We start from the raw sequence: 14,446 nt of genomic DNA, 5'->3' as shown, positions 1-14,446 counted from the left end.
CGCAAAGAAGAACGAGGAGGAACGAACGAATGAAGAAGCTCAGCGTGATGGTAGCCGTTCTCCTGATGGTCGTCCTCGCCGGCACGGGGTGCAAGAAGAAGGAGCCGCCTCCGCCGCCCATGCCGCCCCAGGGCGCGCCCGGCCAGCCCGGGATGCCCGGCGGCGCGCCGCACGGCGATCCGGGAGCGCCCGCCGTGGAGAAGAAGATCGTGGTCCCCGACGCGGTGAAGGGCGCATGGAAAGCCGTGAAGGTGGAGATCGAGTTCAAGGAGAAGAAGAGCAAGAAACAGTTCACCGTGCCGCTGCGGTCCGAGTTCAAGGTTCCCGACTCCGACCTGACGCTGAAGGTGGGCGAGTTCCTCCCGCACTTCACGATGGCGGCGGACCAGATCACCTCCGGTTCGAACAACCTGGAGAACCCGGCCGTCCAGATAGAGGTGTTCCAGGGCGGCAAGGAGATCTTCCACGGGTGGCTCTTCTCGAAGTACCCGGCCGTTCACCCGTTCCAGCACGACAAGTTCGGCCTGGTCATGCTCGAGGCGGTGAAGAAGTAGGGTCTGCCGGATCGGGGCGGCCCTTCGGGGCCGCCCTGGCCTACCGTTTCGCGCTCCGAAGCACCTCGACCATCCGCTGGTGGATCCGTCCGTTCGACGCCAGCAGGTCCGGCTGGTGGATGTCGTACGGGCCGCCGTCGAGGCGCGACGACATCCCGCCCGCCTCGTGAAGGATCAGCAGCCCCGCCGCAGTATCCCACGGTTTGAGCTTCAGCTCCCAGAAACCGTCGAACCGCCCGCACGCCAGGTAGCACAGATCCAGCGCCGCCGACCCGTCCCTGCGGATCGCCTGCCCCGTGAGGACGAACGCCCGGAAGTAGTCGAAGTTGTTGTCCGACGACTCCTTCACGTCGTAGGCGAACCCGGTGGCGAGGAGCGACTTGCGAAGATCCGACGTATCGGAAACGGAGATCCGCTCCCCGTTCCGCCACGCCCCGGAACCGGCGGCCGCCGTGAACGACTCCGCCAGGAGCGGATCGAAGACCGCCCCGGCGACCACCGCGCCCTCCCGCTCGACGGCCACCGAGACGCAGAAGCACGGGTACCCGTGCGCGTAATTCGTGGTCCCGTCGACCGGATCGACGATCCAGCGATACGGCGACGGAGAGGAAAGCTCCGGACTCTCCTCGGACAGCACCCCGTGGTCGGGATACGTCTCCCGGATCCGCCCCAGGATGTACGCCTCCGACTCGCGGTCCACCTCCGTGACCAGGTTGATTTCCCCCTTGTAATGGATCGTCTGCCGGCGGCCGTAGTTCCTGCGAAGGATCTCCCCGGCCCCGCGAGCCAGATCTTCCGCGAACGCCAGCAGTCTCCCGTTATCCATCGCTCCCTCCCTTTTCCCTTAGGACTCGTCGTCCCGGCGATTATAATATGCGGGTCGCGCGAAACCCCGGGAAGATCCACGAATAAGATGACCCGACGGCCCCCCAAGGAGGCGTCCCGATGAGATCCCGCACCGTATTCCCGCTGCTGCTCCTCTTGTCCCTGATCCTCCCGGCGTGCGCCTCCACGAAGGCGGCGAAGCCGTGGAGCCCCGGCGACACCGTGATCTGCCCCCACTGCGGGCGGGAGTTTCCCATCCCCGAAAAGCTGGGGAAGTGAGGACGCCGCGTGCCCCGCGTCACGCGATTCGGCGTTTCCCTCGACGAACGGCTGCTGGCGAAGTTCGACCGGCTGATCGGCGGCAAAGGGTACGCCAACCGGTCCGAGGCGATCCGCGACCTGATCCGGGACAGCCTCGTGCGCGAACAGTGGGAGCTCGGAGACGTCGATGCGGTCGGTACGCTCACGCTGGTGTACGACCATGAAACCCGGGAGCTGGAGGAACGACTGACCGAACTTCAGCACGCCCACTACCAGGCGATCGTCTCCACCCTCCACATCCACCTGGACCCGCATCATTGCCTCGAGGTCCTCGTGCTTCGGGGAAAAGCCTCCCTCCTGAAGAGCATCTCCGACCGCCTGATCGGAACGCGGGGCGTCCAGCACGGCACGTTCTCCGCGACCTCCGAGGGGAAGGCCCTCGGGTAGCGCGCCGCACCGGATTCCCCCTCCCGATATTTCGCCCCCCTCGGTAACACGGGATTATTTTTCGTGTTACCATCTCCTGGGGGAGGTGCGGCATGCACATGGCGGACGCGTTGCTTTCTCCCGCGGTCGGCGGCACGTTCTGGGCCGGCGCGGTCGGCGCGATCGGCTACGCGTCGAAAACCCTTTCCGACCGGTTCGACGATCGGAAGATCCCCCTGATGGGGGCGCTGGGCGCCTTCATCTTCGCGTCCCAGATGATCAACTTCACGATCCCCGGAACCGGGTCCAGCGGACACCTCGGCGGCGGGATGATTTTGGCGGTTCTTCTCGGACCGCACGCCGCCTTCCTGGTCATGGCCTCGGTATTGACGGTCCAGGCGCTCTTCTTCGCCGACGGGGGGCTGCTCGCCCTCGGGTGCAACATCTGGAACCTCGGGGTCTACCCCTGCTTCGTCGTATTCCCTCTCGTCTACAGGCCGTTGGCGGGGGGCGGCCGGAGCCCCCGGCGCATCCTCGCCGCGTCGTTCGCGAGCGGGATCGCGGGGCTCCAGATCGGCGCATTCTCGGTCGTCCTGCAGACGCTCCTGTCGGGAAAATCCGAACTCCCGTTCGGCACGTTCCTGCTGATGATGCAGCCGATCCACCTGGCCATCGGGATCGTCGAGGGGCTCGTCACGGCGGGCGTGGTCAACTTCGTCCGCGCGGCCCGGCCGGAGCTCCTGGAAGGATCCGCCGCCGCCACGCCGCCGGGCCCGGGGATCTCCCTGCGGAACATCGTGACCGGTTTCATCGTCCTCGCGTTCGTCACGGGGGGGGCGCTTTCGTGGTTCGCGTCGGCTCGCCCCGACGGACTCGAATGGTCGGTCGGGAAGGTCGCCGGGAAGGCGGAACCGCCCCGGCACGACCGCGGGATCGCCGCGGCGATCGGCGGCCTGCAGGAGAGAACCGCCATGCTGCCGGAGTACGGCTTCAAGCCGTCCCCGGGCGAATCGAGGGAAAAGAAGGGGGAAGGGCGGGCGTGGCCGGCCGTCGACGCGGGCACCTCGGCCTCCGGCCTGATCGGAGGCCTCACGGTCCTTGCGACGGCCCTCGGCATCGGGTGGGCGATCCGTGCGTTCCGCAGGAATCGTTCCGCTTCCCCATGAGCCTCGAAGCGGCGTATTCCGGCATCGGCCGGCTGGACCGCCTCTCCTATCGGGACACCTCCGTCCATCGCCTGGACCCTCGCGCCAAGGTGGTCGCCACGCTGCTGTTCGTGGTCGTGGTCGTCTCCTTTCCGAAGTACGAGGTCCTTTCGCTCCTTCCGTTCTTCCTGTTCCCGGTGCTGATCGGAGCCCTCGGGGACATCCCGGCCGGCTTCATCCTGAAGAAGGTCGCGGCGGTATCCCCGTTCGCGGTGTTCGTCGGGATCCTCAACCCCCTCTTCGATCCCTTGAAGATCGCGATCGCTCCCGGCGTATCCGTATCCGCGGGCTGGATCTCCTTCGCCTCGATCCTCGTGAAGTTCTCGCTCACCATCAGCGCGGCGCTGCTCCTGATCGCGACGACTTCCTTCCCCGGCATCTGCCGGGCCTTGCGCCGCCTCGGCGTGCCGGAGCTCTTCGTCTCCCAGCTCCTCTTCCTGTACCGGTATCTCTTCGTCCTGATGGAGGAGGCGATCCGCGTCGTCCGCGCCCGGGACATGCGCTCGTTCGGAGCCCGGGGAACCGGGCCGCGGGTCTTCGTCCGGATCGCGGGGACCCTTTTCCTGCGGACCGTGGAGCGGGCGGAACGGATCTACGGGGCCATGCTGGCGCGAGGCTTCCGGGGCGAGGTCCCATCGATCCGCCCCGGGCGGTGGCGCCCCTCCGACGCCGCCTTCGTGATCCTGTCGGGAGCCTTCTTCGCCGTGTGCCGCGTCGTATCCGTCCCCGAGACGATCGGGCGATTCGTCCAGGGGATCGCCGGATGAGCCACCACTTCCTCGAATTCAAGGACGTCCGCTTCCGGTACCCCGACGGGACGGAGGCGCTGAAAGGGGTTTCCTTCCGGATCACCCACGGCGAGGCGGTCGGAATCGTCGGGGCGAACGGCGCCGGGAAATCGACGCTGCTCCTGCACATGAACGGGCACCTCCTTCCCTCGTCGGGCGACGTCACGGTCGGCGACGTACCGTTGCGGAAGGAGACCCGGACGGAGATCCGACGCAAGGTCGGCGTCGTCTTCCAGAACCCGGACGACATGCTGTTCATGCCGACCGTGTTCGACGACGTGGCCTTCGGCCCGCTGAATCTCGGGCTGCCGGCGGACCGGGTGCGGGAGCGTGTGCACGATGCGCTGGACCGGGTGAATGCGCTCGCGCTCGTCGACAAGCCGCCTCACCACCTCTCGGGGGGACAGAAAAGCGCCGTGGCGATCGCCACGGTCATCGCGATGGAGCCGGACATCCTCGTCATGGACGAACCGGCCGCCAGCCTCGATCCGAGGTCACGGCGCGCCGTGATCGGACTGCTCAACAGCTTCGCGCACTCGAAGATCGTCGCCTCCCACGACCTCGACCTCATCCTCGACGTCTGCGACCGTTGTCTCGTGATCCGGGACGGCGCGATCGTCGCCGACGGCCCCGCGGAGGAAATCCTCTCCGACGCGGCGCTGCTCGCGGAGAACCACCTGGAGCTCCCCCTGACCCTCCAGGGACGACGGGTCCGGTTCGCGGACGCGCCGGCGAAAGCGTTCCGGCCATGACCCCCACCTGCGGGCGGGGAGATTCGGTGTCGTCGCGCGAGAAAGCCATCCTCCGGTACGGGCCTACGGGGCAACGGGTCCCCGAAGGGGTCTTCCGCCGGTTCGACGTGCTGGCGGCGAAGCTCCCGCCGCTTCCCCCGTCGGAGGAGGCCCAGATCGCGCGCCGGATCGCGCGTCCGATCGGAGCGCTGCCGCTGTCGCGCCTCGTGCGGAAGGGAGACCGCGTGGCCGTCCCGATCTCGGACGTCACCCGGTACAGCGCGACGGAGAAGTTTCTCCCGTTCCTCCTCCGCGAGACCGACGCCGCCGGTGTCCCGCGGAACCGTGTGACCCTCTTCGTCGCGCGCGGCACCCACCGCCCGATGACGGACGGGGAGTTGCGGGACGCCATCGGCCCGGAGATCGACTCGGGGGTAAGGGTGGAGCAGTCCGACCCGGAGGGGGAGCTCCTGGAGCTGGGGCGAACCTCCCGCGGGACGAGGGTGCAGGTGTGCCGGCGCGTGATGGAGCACGAGCGGATCGTCCTCACGGGCACGATCTCCTTCCACTACTTCGCCGGATTCGGCGGCGGACGCAAGGCGCTCGTTCCCGGTTGCGCCGGCCGCGGGACGGCCCACCAGACCCATTTCCGCGTGTTCCGTCCCGACGGCACGGGCAAGGACCCCATGGCGCGCCCCGGAGTCCTCGCGGGGAACCCGGTGCACGAGGACCTGGTCGAGGCGGTGTCGATGGCCTCCCCCGCCTTCCTGGTGAACTCCCTGCTGACCCCGGGGAAGCGGCTCTTCGACCTGGTCGCCGGGCACTGGCAGAAGGCGCACGAGGAAGGGTGCGCGCTGTACGCGAGGCATTTCCGGGTCCGGGTCCAGAAACGGTACCCCCTGGTGATCGCCTCCGCCGGGGGATTCCCGAAGGACATCAACCTCATCCAGGCCCACAAGGCGCTGGACAACGCGTTCCTCGCGACATCGTCCGGCGGCGTACTGATCCTCCTCGCGGAATGTCCGGACGGATTCGGATCCCCGAACTTCTTCCCCTGGTTCCGTTTCCGGGAACCGGACGCGCTGGAGAGGGAGCTGCGGGCGAACTACCAGATCTACGGACAGACCGCCCACGCGCTCCTCGTCAAGACCCGCGCCTGTCGCGTGATCCTCGTCTCCTCCCTTTCGCCCGACGACGTGGAGGCGATGGGGATGGCCCCCGCAACGAACCTCGCGGAGGCGATCCGCGCGGCGAAACGTTTTCTGGGCGAGCTGCCCGTCCCGCTCGTCATCCCGGACGCGGGGTACGTTCTGCCCGATCCCGCGAATTAGCCAGGAGGTATTCCATGCACGGTTTCTGGAAACCGGAAGGAATCGCGCCGAAGACGCTCGCGCCGGGGGTGACCGCGAGGATCGCGTCGGGGGAGAAGCTGATGTTCTCCCTGGTCACCCTGGAACCGGACGCGGTCGTGCCGACCCACTCCCACCCGCACGAGCAGATGGGGATGATGGTGTCGGGGACGATGGAGTTCACGATCGCGGGCGAGACGCGGCAGCTCGCCGGGAACGAGCTGTACCTCGTCCCCGGAGGCGTGCCCCACGCGGCGAAGGCGGGGCCCGGGGGGGCCGTGGCGCTCGACGCCTTCTCCCCTCCGCGGGAGGAGTACCGGTAAACGGCGGGGACGCCCGCCGGTTGCGGGACGTCCCCGCCTCCCCGACGCGGTTACGGGGACTGCATCGGCGCGAGCTCCGTCTTCTTCGCGCCTTTCTTTCCCGTCTTCCCTTCCGCGGCCACCCACCGGTTGATGGCGGCGAGGTACGCCTTGATCGCCGCCTCGATGATGTCGGTCGAGCTCGCCCCGCCGGAGAAGATCGTCCCGTTGGAGCGGATCCGCACCCGCGCCTCGCCGATCGCGTCCTGCCCCGAAGTGACCGCGTTCAGACCGAAGTCGATCAGCTGGAAGCTGCGCCCCACGATCCGGTCGATGCACTTGTACGCCGCGTCGATCGGACCGTTCCCGATGGACGACTCCTCGACCACCTCCCTGTCGCGCTGCACCTTGAGCGCCGCCATCGGCGTGGCCTGCGTCCCCGACAGGATCTGGAGGTGGACCAGCCGGTACGTCTCCGGCACCTTGAACAGCTCGTCCTGCACGAGGATCTCGAGGTCCTCGATCATGACCTCCTTCTTCTTGTCCGCCAGCACCAGGAACTTGTCGTAGACGGCGTCGAGCTGCGAATCGGTCGGGTGGTGCCCCATCCCGGCGATGTGGTGCTTGAGCGCGGCGCGCCCCGACCGGGCGGTCAGCGCGAAGGTGTGCGCCGTGACGCCGACGTCCTCCGGGCGGATGATCTCGTAGGTCGAGCGGTCCTTGAGGATCCCGTCCTGGTGGATGCCCGACGAGTGGGCGAAGGCGTTGGACCCGACGATCGCCTTGTTCCGCTGGATGGGGAGGCCCATCAGTTTCGAGACCATCCGGCTCGTCTTCGCGATCTCCTTCGTGTTCACGCCCGTCGCGAGGCCGCCGAAAACGTCCTTGCGGGTCTTAATCGCCAGCACCACCTCCTCCAGCGAAGCGTTCCCGGCCCGCTCGCCGATCCCGTTCACCGTCACCTCCGCCTGCCGCGCGCCGGCGAGGATCCCGGCCAGCGTGTTCGCCGTGGAGAGCCCGAGGTCGTCGTGGCAATGCATCGAGAGGATGGCGTGGTCGAGCGCGGGGACCTTCTCCTTCAGCCGCCGCACACGGTCCGCCATCTCCATCGGGGTGGCGTACCCGACGGTGTCGGGGATGTTGATCGTGGTCGCACCGGCTTTCACGACCGCCTCGACCGTCCGGCAGAGGTACTCGAAGTCGGTCCGGGAGGCGTCCTCCGTGGAGAACTCCACGTCCCGGCACAGCGACCGGGCGTACTTGACCGTGTCCACGCACCACTGGAGGATCTTCTCCCGGTCGGCGCGGAACTTCTTCTGGATGTGGATGTCCGAGGTGCCGAGGAACGTGTGGATCCGGGGGCGCTTCGCGACCTTCACCGCGTCCCACAGCGTGTCGATGTCCTTCTTGACCGCGCGGGCGAGCCCGGTGATCACCGGACCCTTGACCGTCCGCGCGACCGCCTGGACCGACTCGAAGTCGCCGGGGGACGACGCCGGGAACCCATGTCCACGTTGAGCGCCGCCAGCTGCCGCGCGATCTCCACCTTCTGGTCCTTTGCGAGTTTCGCCCCCGGGACCTGCTCCCCGTCCCGGAGCGTCGTGTCGAAGATGAACACCTTGTCCGCCATCTCTCTCCTCCTTCGGTCATGTGGTTGAAAAGAAAACGGCTCCCGGGGATCGGTTCCCCGGGAGCCACCAAAAATAAAACCGCGGGAACCTGCCGGTCCCCGCGGCCGATATTGTCGTATGTGGTGCGCTACGCGCTACAGGCGGGCGGTCCGGCTCCTATGGGAGCGGAGTAGAGCGAGCCCGGGCGATCCGATGTGCGCTTCCCTGCGATTCATGGCCGGTACAGATTACGGGTTTACGGATTCCCGTGTCAAGCCCCCCGGGATAAAAAGTTCACCCGCCCGCCGGCCTGGCCCGGCGCAGCTCCTGCGGCGCGGCGATCCCCCCGGACATCAGGATCCGGACCGCCTGCTCCACGGACATCTCCAGGCGCACCACGTCCTCCTCCGGCAGGAAGAGCACCTCTCCGAGGTACAGGTTGTTCGTGGGGACGTAGACCACCACCAGGCGGCGCTCCCCCTCCTCCACCGTCATGGTGCGAAAACCCAGGGCGAACAACCCCTTCCCCGGGAACTCCACCAGGAGCACTTCCTTGAACGATTTCGTGCTCTCGGGGGAGAAGGCGTTGGTGAGCTGCTTGATGGTCGAGTAGACGGTCCGGTATCCGGGAATCCGCTGGATCAGCCGGTCGAGGGCGTCGAGAAGGCTCTTCCCGACGACGTTCCGGGCGAGAAATCCGAGCAGCAGGATGATGACCAGGCCGGCGAGGATCCCCGTGCCCGGGATGTGGTCGGTCCCGGGAACGGCCGCCCGGACGAAACCGTCGACGACGGGGGAGAAGAGATTGTCCATCTTCTCGAAGAACCACAGGAGCAGCGCCACCGACACGACGAGCGGAACAAGGACGAACACGCCGGTCAGGAAACTTTTTTTCAGGTTGGCGAGCACCGGGGTATTCTATCGTAAAGAATCTCCCGCGGGGGTGGGACGATGGATCACGCGGTCGTGATGGCCGGTGGATCGGGAACGCGGTTCTGGCCGGAGAGCCGGGCGCTCCGCTCGAAGCAGTTCCTGGACCTGACCGGCGGCGGACCGATGATCCGGGAAACGCTGTCCCGCCTGGCGCCCGTCGTCCCCCCGGATCGGCTCTGGGTCGTCGCCGGGAGGAAGGACGCCCCGCACCTCTCCCCCGCCGCGCTCGGCATCCCGAAGGGGAACATCCTCCTCGAGCCGGAGGGGAAAAACACCGGCCCGGCGATCGCCCTGGCCGCGGCCCGCATCTCCCGCAAGGACCCCGACGCGGTGATCCTGGCCACGCCGGCGGACCACGCCATCGCGGACGTCCCGGCATTTCGCGCCGTGATCCGCAAGGGGCTGCGCCTGGCGCGCGAGACCGGCCGGATCGTCACCCTCGGAGTGCCGCCGACCCACCCGGCCACCGGGTACGGGTACATCGAGCGGGGCAGGCCGTTCCCCGGGAGGATCCGGGGAGCCTTCCGGGTGGCGCGGTTCGCGGAGAAACCGGATCTCACCAAGGCGAAGCGGTTCCTCCGCTCCGGCCGGTTCGACTGGAACAGCGGCGTGTTCCTTTTCCGGGCCGACACCTTCGCGGACCGCCTCGCGCGATTCCTCCCCGAAGTCGACCGCGGGATCCGGAAGGCGTTCCAGGGGGACGCCCGGGGATTCGACCGGAGGATCCGGGACGCGTACCGGCGCATGCCGTCGGTCTCCGTCGACTACGGGATCCTGGAGAAGGAGCAGGGGATCCTGGTGCTGCCGGCGAACGTGGGGTGGAGCGACCTGGGGACGTGGCGCTCCCTGCACGAATTCCTGGACGGGACGGGCGGGAACGTCACCTTCGGGGACGTGGTCCTGGCGGAGTGCCGGAACACCCTGGTCCGAACGGACGGCGGCGTGGTCGCGGTGCTCGGGATGGACGACGTGGTGGTGGTGCGGAGCGGGGACGCGGTGCTGGTGTGCCCGCGGTCCCGGTCGGAAGAGGTGAAACGGATGGCGGAGGAGGTCCGGCGGCGCTACCCCGCGCTGGCGTAGCGCCGCCCGGGAAACGGGTTACTCGAGGACGTCGCCGAACATGGTGACGATCCGCCGGACCTCGTATTCGAGGGTGCCGCGGGGGATCGTGATCGTCACCGCATCGCCCACCCGGCGGTTCATCAGCGCCTTCCCCACCGGCGCGGCCATCGACACGAACGACCGGTTCCCGTCCGCCAGCTCCGGGATCACGAGCGTGTAGGTGACCGCCTCTCCGCTTTCGAGGTCGAAGACGGTGACCTCGCTCCCCAGCCCCGCGCGGTCCTTCGGGATCCCCTTGACGTCGATGCGCGAGAGGTCGGCCAGCCGTTTCTGGATCTGCGTGAAGCGCCCGTGCAGCGTCGACTGCCGCTCCTTGGCCGCCTCGTACTCCGCGTTCTCGGAGAGGTCGCCCTGGCCCAGCGCCGTGTGGATCTCCCGGGGCAAGGTGACGCGCAGCTCGTACTCGATCCGCTGCGCCTCCTCCTCGAGCTTCCGTTTCGCCTCCCGAAGCAGGTCCATCCGATTCGCTACTGCTCCATCGTGAATTCCTGCATGTCGAACCAGAAGCCGTTCTGGCCGATCGAGTCGACCTCGGCCCGCAGGATCTTCGCGTGCAGCTCCTCCTCCTTGGCCAATCCGAGGAACATCTCCCGGGCGGAGGGCGTCTTCGCCCCTTCGGCCATCTGGAGGTAGAACCGGTTCGCGGCGACCTCGCGGTCGATGGCGACCTCCAGGACCTTCAGCGTGTCGGCCTTCGCGAGGTTCTCCGGGTTGATCTTCTCCAGGATCGAGCTTTCCGTCATCTGGGCCGCCATCGCGTCCACCACCTCCGCCCGCTGCAGGACCCAGTCCTTGCCGCGGAGGACGCTGATCAGGTGATGCTCCAGCTTGGTCATGTGTCCGACCTCGTCGGAGGCCAGGTGGATGAGGACGTTCTTGGCGTTGGCGTCCTTCACGATCTTGGCCAGCCCGAGATAGGTATTAATCGCGTCCCTCTCCCGGTCGATGGCGCGGTGCACGATGGAGACCATTTCCGGCGAACCCATGGCGATTCCTCCCTTGCAGGTATTCGTTCCGCATTCATCCGATCAGTGAAAAACCAGTCGCCCTCCGTAATACCCGAGAACGACGCAGGTCGCGGTGCAGGCGGCAAGGAGGCCGAAATACACCCACCCGAGCCCGACCAGCGGCAGGGCGGCCACATCGGGGTGGAGCGCCCGAAGAAGCACCGCGGGTCCCGCCAGCGCCATCAACACGAACGATCCCGCGATCTTGATCCGGAACACGCTCGTCATGTACGCCTTGTAATGGACCCACCAGTCGAGGAACCCGGTCGCCGTCGTCACGGGCGCCGCCAGCATCCCGAACAGCGCGGCGACGAACGCTCCCGACTCGAACTCCCGCGCCCCCGTCGCCCAGTACAGGCAGAACGACGCGAAGGCCACGGGAAAGAGCGCCTGCGGGAAATGGACCAGCATGGGGTGGATATGTCGAATCTTCGGCGGCTCCATTGGGGACCCTCGATGTCGTCAGTCCAGGAGCCGGAAAAGCTCCTTCGGCGCGTCGCACACCGGGCACACGTCAGGAGGTTCCTCCCCCTCGTGGATGTACCCGCAGATCACGCACTCCCACTGTTTCATGTCCGATTCACGATTTTATCAGCGTTTGACGATCCGCGCCATCCCGCCCATGTAGGGACGCAGCGCCGCGGGGACGTCGACCGTCCCGTCCTCGCGCTGGAAGTTCTCGAGGATCGCCACCACCGTCCTCCCGACCGCCAGCCCCGACCCGTTGAGGGTGTGGGCCAGGCGGGTCTTCCCCGAAGCGCCCTCGCGGAAGCGGATCTTCGCCCGGCGGGCCTGGAAGTCGGTGAAGGAGCTGCAGGAGGAGATCTCCCGGTACCGTTCCTGCGAGGGGACCCACACCTCGATGTCGTACGTCTTGGCGGAGGAGAAGCCGAGGTCCCCCGAACAGAGCGTCACGACCCGGTACGGGAGCTCCAGCCGTTGCAGGATCGCCTCGGCGTCGGCGGTGAGCTTTTCCAGCTCCTCCGGCGACTGCTCCGGGCGGCAGACCTTGACCAGCTCCACCTTGTTGAACTGGTGCTGGCGGATCATCCCGCGCGTGTCCTTCCCGTACGATCCGGCCTCCGCCCGGAAGCACGGCGTGTACGCCGTCATCTTCAGCGGGAGCCGGTCGGCGGAGAGGATCTCGTCCCGGACGATGTTGGTGACGGGGACCTCCGCCGTGGGGACGAGGAAATAGTCGGTCCCCGCGACGCGGAACAGGTCCTCCTCGAACTTGGGGAGCTGCCCGGTCCCCAGGAACGAGGCGCTGTTGGCCAGGAACGGGGGGAGAACCTCGAGGTACCCGTGCTCGCGGGTGTGGATATCGAGCATGAGGCCGATGAGCGCCCGCTCCATCAGCGCCCCCGCCCCCTTGGAAAGGCAGAAGCGGCCCCCGGCGATCTTCGCGGCCCGGTCGAAGTCGAGGATGTCGAGCTCGGCCCCCAGGTCCACGTGGTCCTTGACGGGGAAGGGGAATGCCCGCGGCGTCCCCCACGTCCGCACGACCGGGTTCTCCTCCTCCCCGGCCCCTTCCGGCACGGACGCGTCCGGAACGTTGGGGATGGACAGGAGGAACTCCTCCATCCTCCCCTCGATCTCCGGGAGCAGCCCTTCCGCGTCCTTCAGGCGGGCGGAGAGCTCCTTCATCCGCTCCATGAGCTCCGAAGCGTCCTTCTTCTCCCGCCGCAGGCGCCCGATCTCCTCGGAGGCGGCGTTGCGCTCCGCGCGCATCCCCTCGACCTCGAGGAGCCGCTTGCGGCGCGCCCCGTCGAGCGCCACGAATCCGTCGAGGGTGAGCGTGGACCGGCGTTTCCGAAGCGCCTCCTCCACGACCCCGATGTTCTCCCGAACGAATTTCAGGTCCAGCATCTCAATGATTTCCTTTCAGGAGTGTCCCCCGCCGCGGCGGGCGGGCCGAAAGCCCGCATCCCGGATCGTCGCCGCGATCTCCTCCTCCGACATCCGGAAGGAGACGCCCGCGGAGGCGACCACGTTCTCCTCCATCATCGTGCTGCCGAAGTCGTCCGCGCCGAAGAAGAGCCCGATCTGCGCCACCTTGGCGCCCATGGTCACCCAGGAAACCTGCACCGTGGGGATGCCGGGCAGCGCGATCCGCGACAGCGCCAGGACCCGGAGGTAACCGACCGCGTGCCCGAACCCTCCCGCGGCCGCCTCCCCGAAGCGCGGGTCGCGCGACAGCTCGGTGTTCCCCGCCTGGAACGTCCAGGGGATGAAGGCAGTGAAGCCGCCCGTCTCCTCCTGCAGCGCCCGGATGCGGAGCAGGTGGGCGACGATCGCCTCGGGGGTTTCCACGCTCCCGAACATCATGGTGGCCGAGGTTCGAAGCCCCTGGCGGTGCGCTTCCCGCATCACCGCGGCCCACTGCTCCCAGCCGATCTTCCGCGGGCTCACCCTTCGACGCACCTCGTCGTCGAGGATCTCCGCCCCGCCGCCGGGAATCGAGTCGAGTCCCGCCTCCCGCAGCCGCGCGATCGCCTCGCCGATCGAAATCCCCGACCGGTGCGCGAAGTGGGAGATCTCCGGCGGGGAGAATCCGTGCAGCAGGATCGGGTGACGCTTGACCGCCCGGACCAGCCGGACCGCCTCGTCGATCCCCCAGTCGGGGTGGAGGCCGCCCTGGAGCAGCACCCGGACCCCGCCCGCCGCGATCGTGTCGACGATCTTGGCGGAGAGCTCCTCCTCGGAAAGGACGTACGCGTCGGGGGCGTCCGCCGCCCGGTAGAAGGCGCAGAAGGAGCAGCCGCACGCGCACACGTTCGTGTAGTTGATGTTCCGGTCGACGATGTAGGTGACCACGGGCTCCGGGTGCAGCCGGCGGCGGACCGCGTCGGCCGCGCGCCCCAGCTCGAACAGCGGCGCCTCCCGCAGCAGCCGCGCCCCGTCCGCGACCGATACGGGCCTTCCCGACAACACCGTATCCAGCACCTCATTCCATCTCATTGCGCAACCGATCATCCGCGAGATGACGCAGCGGGGGGTTCCTCGCAGGGGGCGTATGGAGCGAGGCAGGGATTGCGTCGAGCGGAATCCGCAGTGAGCGGGCGAAGGTCGCGAACGTCCCCGAGAGGAAGCCCCCCGCGAGGAATCTAGCGGCCATCGGGTAACGCACGATCAAGCCGGCGCCCCTTCCGCGGGCCACTCCCGGACCACGTTGTAGAGCGTGTCGCGCTCGACCGGGATCCTCCCCGCCTGCCGGATCATCGTCACGAGCTCCGCGACCGACATCTCCTGTCCCGCCTGCGCCCCCGCGGCGTGCGTGATCTTCTCCTCGACCACGGTGCCGTCGATGTCGTCCACGCCGAAGTGGAGGGA

General features: G+C 67.8%; 18 protein-coding genes and 1 pseudogene. 9 read left to right on the top strand and 10 right to left on the bottom strand.

All coding sequences use genetic code 11. The annotated features are described in order from the left end of the window. The first annotated feature begins 29 nt into the window (after positions 1-29). Positions 30-554 carry a DUF2155 domain-containing protein gene (locus tag HZB86_10985; protein MBI5906049.1) on the top strand — a complete coding sequence of 175 codons (525 nt, stop codon included), beginning with the start codon at positions 30-32 and terminating at the stop codon, positions 552-554. Between the two features lie 40 nt (positions 555-594). Here HZB86_10985 and HZB86_10980 read toward each other — a convergent pair whose 3' ends face one another. Next, entirely contained in the window at positions 595-1,380 is a 786-nt protein-coding gene (locus HZB86_10980) for an inositol monophosphatase (protein ID MBI5906048.1), read from the bottom strand. Positions 1,381-1,499: 119 nt separating this feature from the next. On the opposite strand from HZB86_10980, the gene HZB86_10975 reads away from it, so the two are divergent. From HZB86_10975 to HZB86_10945, 7 genes are all read left to right on the top strand, one after another. Next, positions 1,500-1,658 carry a hypothetical protein gene (locus tag HZB86_10975; protein ID MBI5906047.1) on the top strand — a complete coding sequence of 53 codons (159 nt, stop codon included), beginning with the start codon at positions 1,500-1,502 and terminating at the stop codon, positions 1,656-1,658. A 9-nt stretch (positions 1,659-1,667) separates the two neighbouring features. Beyond that, positions 1,668-2,087, top strand: coding sequence for a nickel-responsive transcriptional regulator NikR (nikR, locus tag HZB86_10970; GenBank protein ID MBI5906046.1), 420 nt, complete (start codon positions 1,668-1,670; stop codon positions 2,085-2,087). 92 nt (positions 2,088-2,179) lie between these two features. Next, a complete protein-coding gene (locus tag HZB86_10965; protein ID MBI5906045.1) occupies positions 2,180-3,232 on the top strand; it encodes an energy-coupling factor ABC transporter permease in 1,053 nt (350 codons plus the stop codon). Then, complete coding sequence (gene cbiQ / locus HZB86_10960; protein MBI5906044.1) at positions 3,229-4,038, top strand: cobalt ECF transporter T component CbiQ; 810 nt, start codon at positions 3,229-3,231, stop codon at positions 4,036-4,038. Before HZB86_10965 ends, cbiQ begins: the two co-directional genes overlap by 4 nt. Further along, on the top strand, positions 4,035-4,811 hold the full coding sequence (locus tag HZB86_10955; protein ID MBI5906043.1) for an ABC transporter ATP-binding protein: 777 nt from the start codon (positions 4,035-4,037) through the stop codon (positions 4,809-4,811). The genes cbiQ and HZB86_10955 overlap by 4 nt, the downstream gene beginning before the upstream one ends. 26 nt (positions 4,812-4,837) lie before the next feature. Further along, positions 4,838-6,121: a nickel-dependent lactate racemase gene (larA, locus tag HZB86_10950; protein MBI5906042.1), complete on the top strand. Its 1,284-nt coding sequence runs from the start codon at positions 4,838-4,840 to the stop codon at positions 6,119-6,121. A gap of 14 nt (positions 6,122-6,135) precedes the next feature. Next, positions 6,136-6,462 (top strand): cupin domain-containing protein, encoded by a 327-nt coding sequence (locus HZB86_10945; GenBank protein ID MBI5906041.1) that lies wholly within the window; start codon positions 6,136-6,138, stop codon positions 6,460-6,462. Positions 6,463-6,512: 50 nt separating this feature from the next. Here HZB86_10945 and HZB86_10940 read toward each other — a convergent pair. After that, positions 6,513-8,071 (bottom strand): annotated as a pseudogene (locus HZB86_10940) (2-isopropylmalate synthase). Between the two features lie 274 nt (positions 8,072-8,345). After that, complete coding sequence (locus HZB86_10935) at positions 8,346-8,960, bottom strand: DUF502 domain-containing protein (protein MBI5906040.1); 615 nt, start codon at positions 8,958-8,960, stop codon at positions 8,346-8,348. Positions 8,961-9,002: 42 nt separating this feature from the next. On the opposite strand from HZB86_10935, the gene HZB86_10930 reads away from it, so the two are divergent. Then, positions 9,003-10,064 carry a mannose-1-phosphate guanylyltransferase gene (locus HZB86_10930; protein MBI5906039.1) on the top strand — a complete coding sequence of 354 codons (1,062 nt, stop codon included), beginning with the start codon at positions 9,003-9,005 and terminating at the stop codon, positions 10,062-10,064. Between the two features lie 18 nt (positions 10,065-10,082). On the opposite strand, the gene HZB86_10925 is transcribed toward HZB86_10930, so the two are convergent. From HZB86_10925 to HZB86_10895, 7 genes are all read right to left on the bottom strand, one after another. Further along, positions 10,083-10,565, bottom strand: coding sequence for a GreA/GreB family elongation factor (locus HZB86_10925; GenBank protein ID MBI5906038.1), 483 nt, complete (start codon positions 10,563-10,565; stop codon positions 10,083-10,085). Between the two features lie 8 nt (positions 10,566-10,573). Next, positions 10,574-11,092 carry a ferritin family protein gene (locus tag HZB86_10920; protein MBI5906037.1) on the bottom strand — a complete coding sequence of 173 codons (519 nt, stop codon included), beginning with the start codon at positions 11,090-11,092 and terminating at the stop codon, positions 10,574-10,576. 42 nt (positions 11,093-11,134) lie between these two features. Then, a complete protein-coding gene (locus tag HZB86_10915; GenBank protein MBI5906036.1) occupies positions 11,135-11,524 on the bottom strand; it encodes a hypothetical protein in 390 nt (129 codons plus the stop codon). Between the two features lie 51 nt (positions 11,525-11,575). Further along, positions 11,576-11,686, bottom strand: a complete 111-nt coding sequence (locus HZB86_10910) for a rubrerythrin family protein (protein MBI5906035.1) — start codon at positions 11,684-11,686, stop codon at positions 11,576-11,578. A gap of 18 nt (positions 11,687-11,704) precedes the next feature. Then, the gene (serS, locus tag HZB86_10905) at positions 11,705-12,982 is read right to left on the bottom strand and encodes a serine--tRNA ligase (protein MBI5906034.1); all 1,278 of its coding nucleotides are present in this window, start codon (positions 12,980-12,982) and stop codon (positions 11,705-11,707) included. Between the two features lie 15 nt (positions 12,983-12,997). Next, positions 12,998-14,074, bottom strand: a complete 1,077-nt coding sequence (gene mqnC / locus HZB86_10900; GenBank protein ID MBI5906033.1) for a dehypoxanthine futalosine cyclase — start codon at positions 14,072-14,074, stop codon at positions 12,998-13,000. Positions 14,075-14,245: 171 nt separating this feature from the next. Further along, positions 14,246-14,446 (bottom strand): hypothetical protein (locus HZB86_10895; protein ID MBI5906032.1); only part of this gene is annotated, 201 nt, incomplete at its 5' end.

Source organism: Deltaproteobacteria bacterium (genome assembly GCA_016234845.1).
Lineage (GTDB): Bacteria > Desulfobacterota > Deferrimicrobia > Deferrimicrobiales > Deferrimicrobiaceae > JACRNP01.
This window is presented reverse-complemented; position numbering and strand designations above follow the sequence as displayed.

What these genes read in the sequence shown, in the direction of transcription:
- HZB86_10985 (MBI5906049.1), top strand. Translation starts at nt 30, where the DNA reads ATGAAGAAGCTCAGCGTGATGGTAGCCGTTCTCCTGATGGTCGTCCTC.
- HZB86_10980 (MBI5906048.1), bottom strand. Translation starts at nt 1,380, where the DNA reads ATGGATAACGGGAGACTGCTGGCGTTCGCGGAAGATCTGGCTCGCGGG.
- HZB86_10975 (MBI5906047.1), top strand. Translation starts at nt 1,500, where the DNA reads ATGAGATCCCGCACCGTATTCCCGCTGCTGCTCCTCTTGTCCCTGATC.
- HZB86_10965 (MBI5906045.1), top strand. Translation starts at nt 2,180, where the DNA reads ATGCACATGGCGGACGCGTTGCTTTCTCCCGCGGTCGGCGGCACGTTC.
- cbiQ (MBI5906044.1), top strand. Translation starts at nt 3,229, where the DNA reads ATGAGCCTCGAAGCGGCGTATTCCGGCATCGGCCGGCTGGACCGCCTC.
- HZB86_10955 (MBI5906043.1), top strand. Translation starts at nt 4,035, where the DNA reads ATGAGCCACCACTTCCTCGAATTCAAGGACGTCCGCTTCCGGTACCCC.
- HZB86_10945 (MBI5906041.1), top strand. Translation starts at nt 6,136, where the DNA reads ATGCACGGTTTCTGGAAACCGGAAGGAATCGCGCCGAAGACGCTCGCG.
- HZB86_10930 (MBI5906039.1), top strand. Translation starts at nt 9,003, where the DNA reads ATGGATCACGCGGTCGTGATGGCCGGTGGATCGGGAACGCGGTTCTGG.
- HZB86_10925 (MBI5906038.1), bottom strand. Translation starts at nt 10,565, where the DNA reads ATGGACCTGCTTCGGGAGGCGAAACGGAAGCTCGAGGAGGAGGCGCAG.
- HZB86_10920 (MBI5906037.1), bottom strand. Translation starts at nt 11,092, where the DNA reads ATGGGTTCGCCGGAAATGGTCTCCATCGTGCACCGCGCCATCGACCGG.
- HZB86_10915 (MBI5906036.1), bottom strand. Translation starts at nt 11,524, where the DNA reads ATGCTGGTCCATTTCCCGCAGGCGCTCTTTCCCGTGGCCTTCGCGTCG.
- HZB86_10910 (MBI5906035.1), bottom strand. Translation starts at nt 11,686, where the DNA reads ATGAAACAGTGGGAGTGCGTGATCTGCGGGTACATCCACGAGGGGGAG.
- serS (MBI5906034.1), bottom strand. Translation starts at nt 12,982, where the DNA reads ATGCTGGACCTGAAATTCGTTCGGGAGAACATCGGGGTCGTGGAGGAG.
- mqnC (MBI5906033.1), bottom strand. Translation starts at nt 14,074, where the DNA reads ATGAGATGGAATGAGGTGCTGGATACGGTGTTGTCGGGAAGGCCCGTA.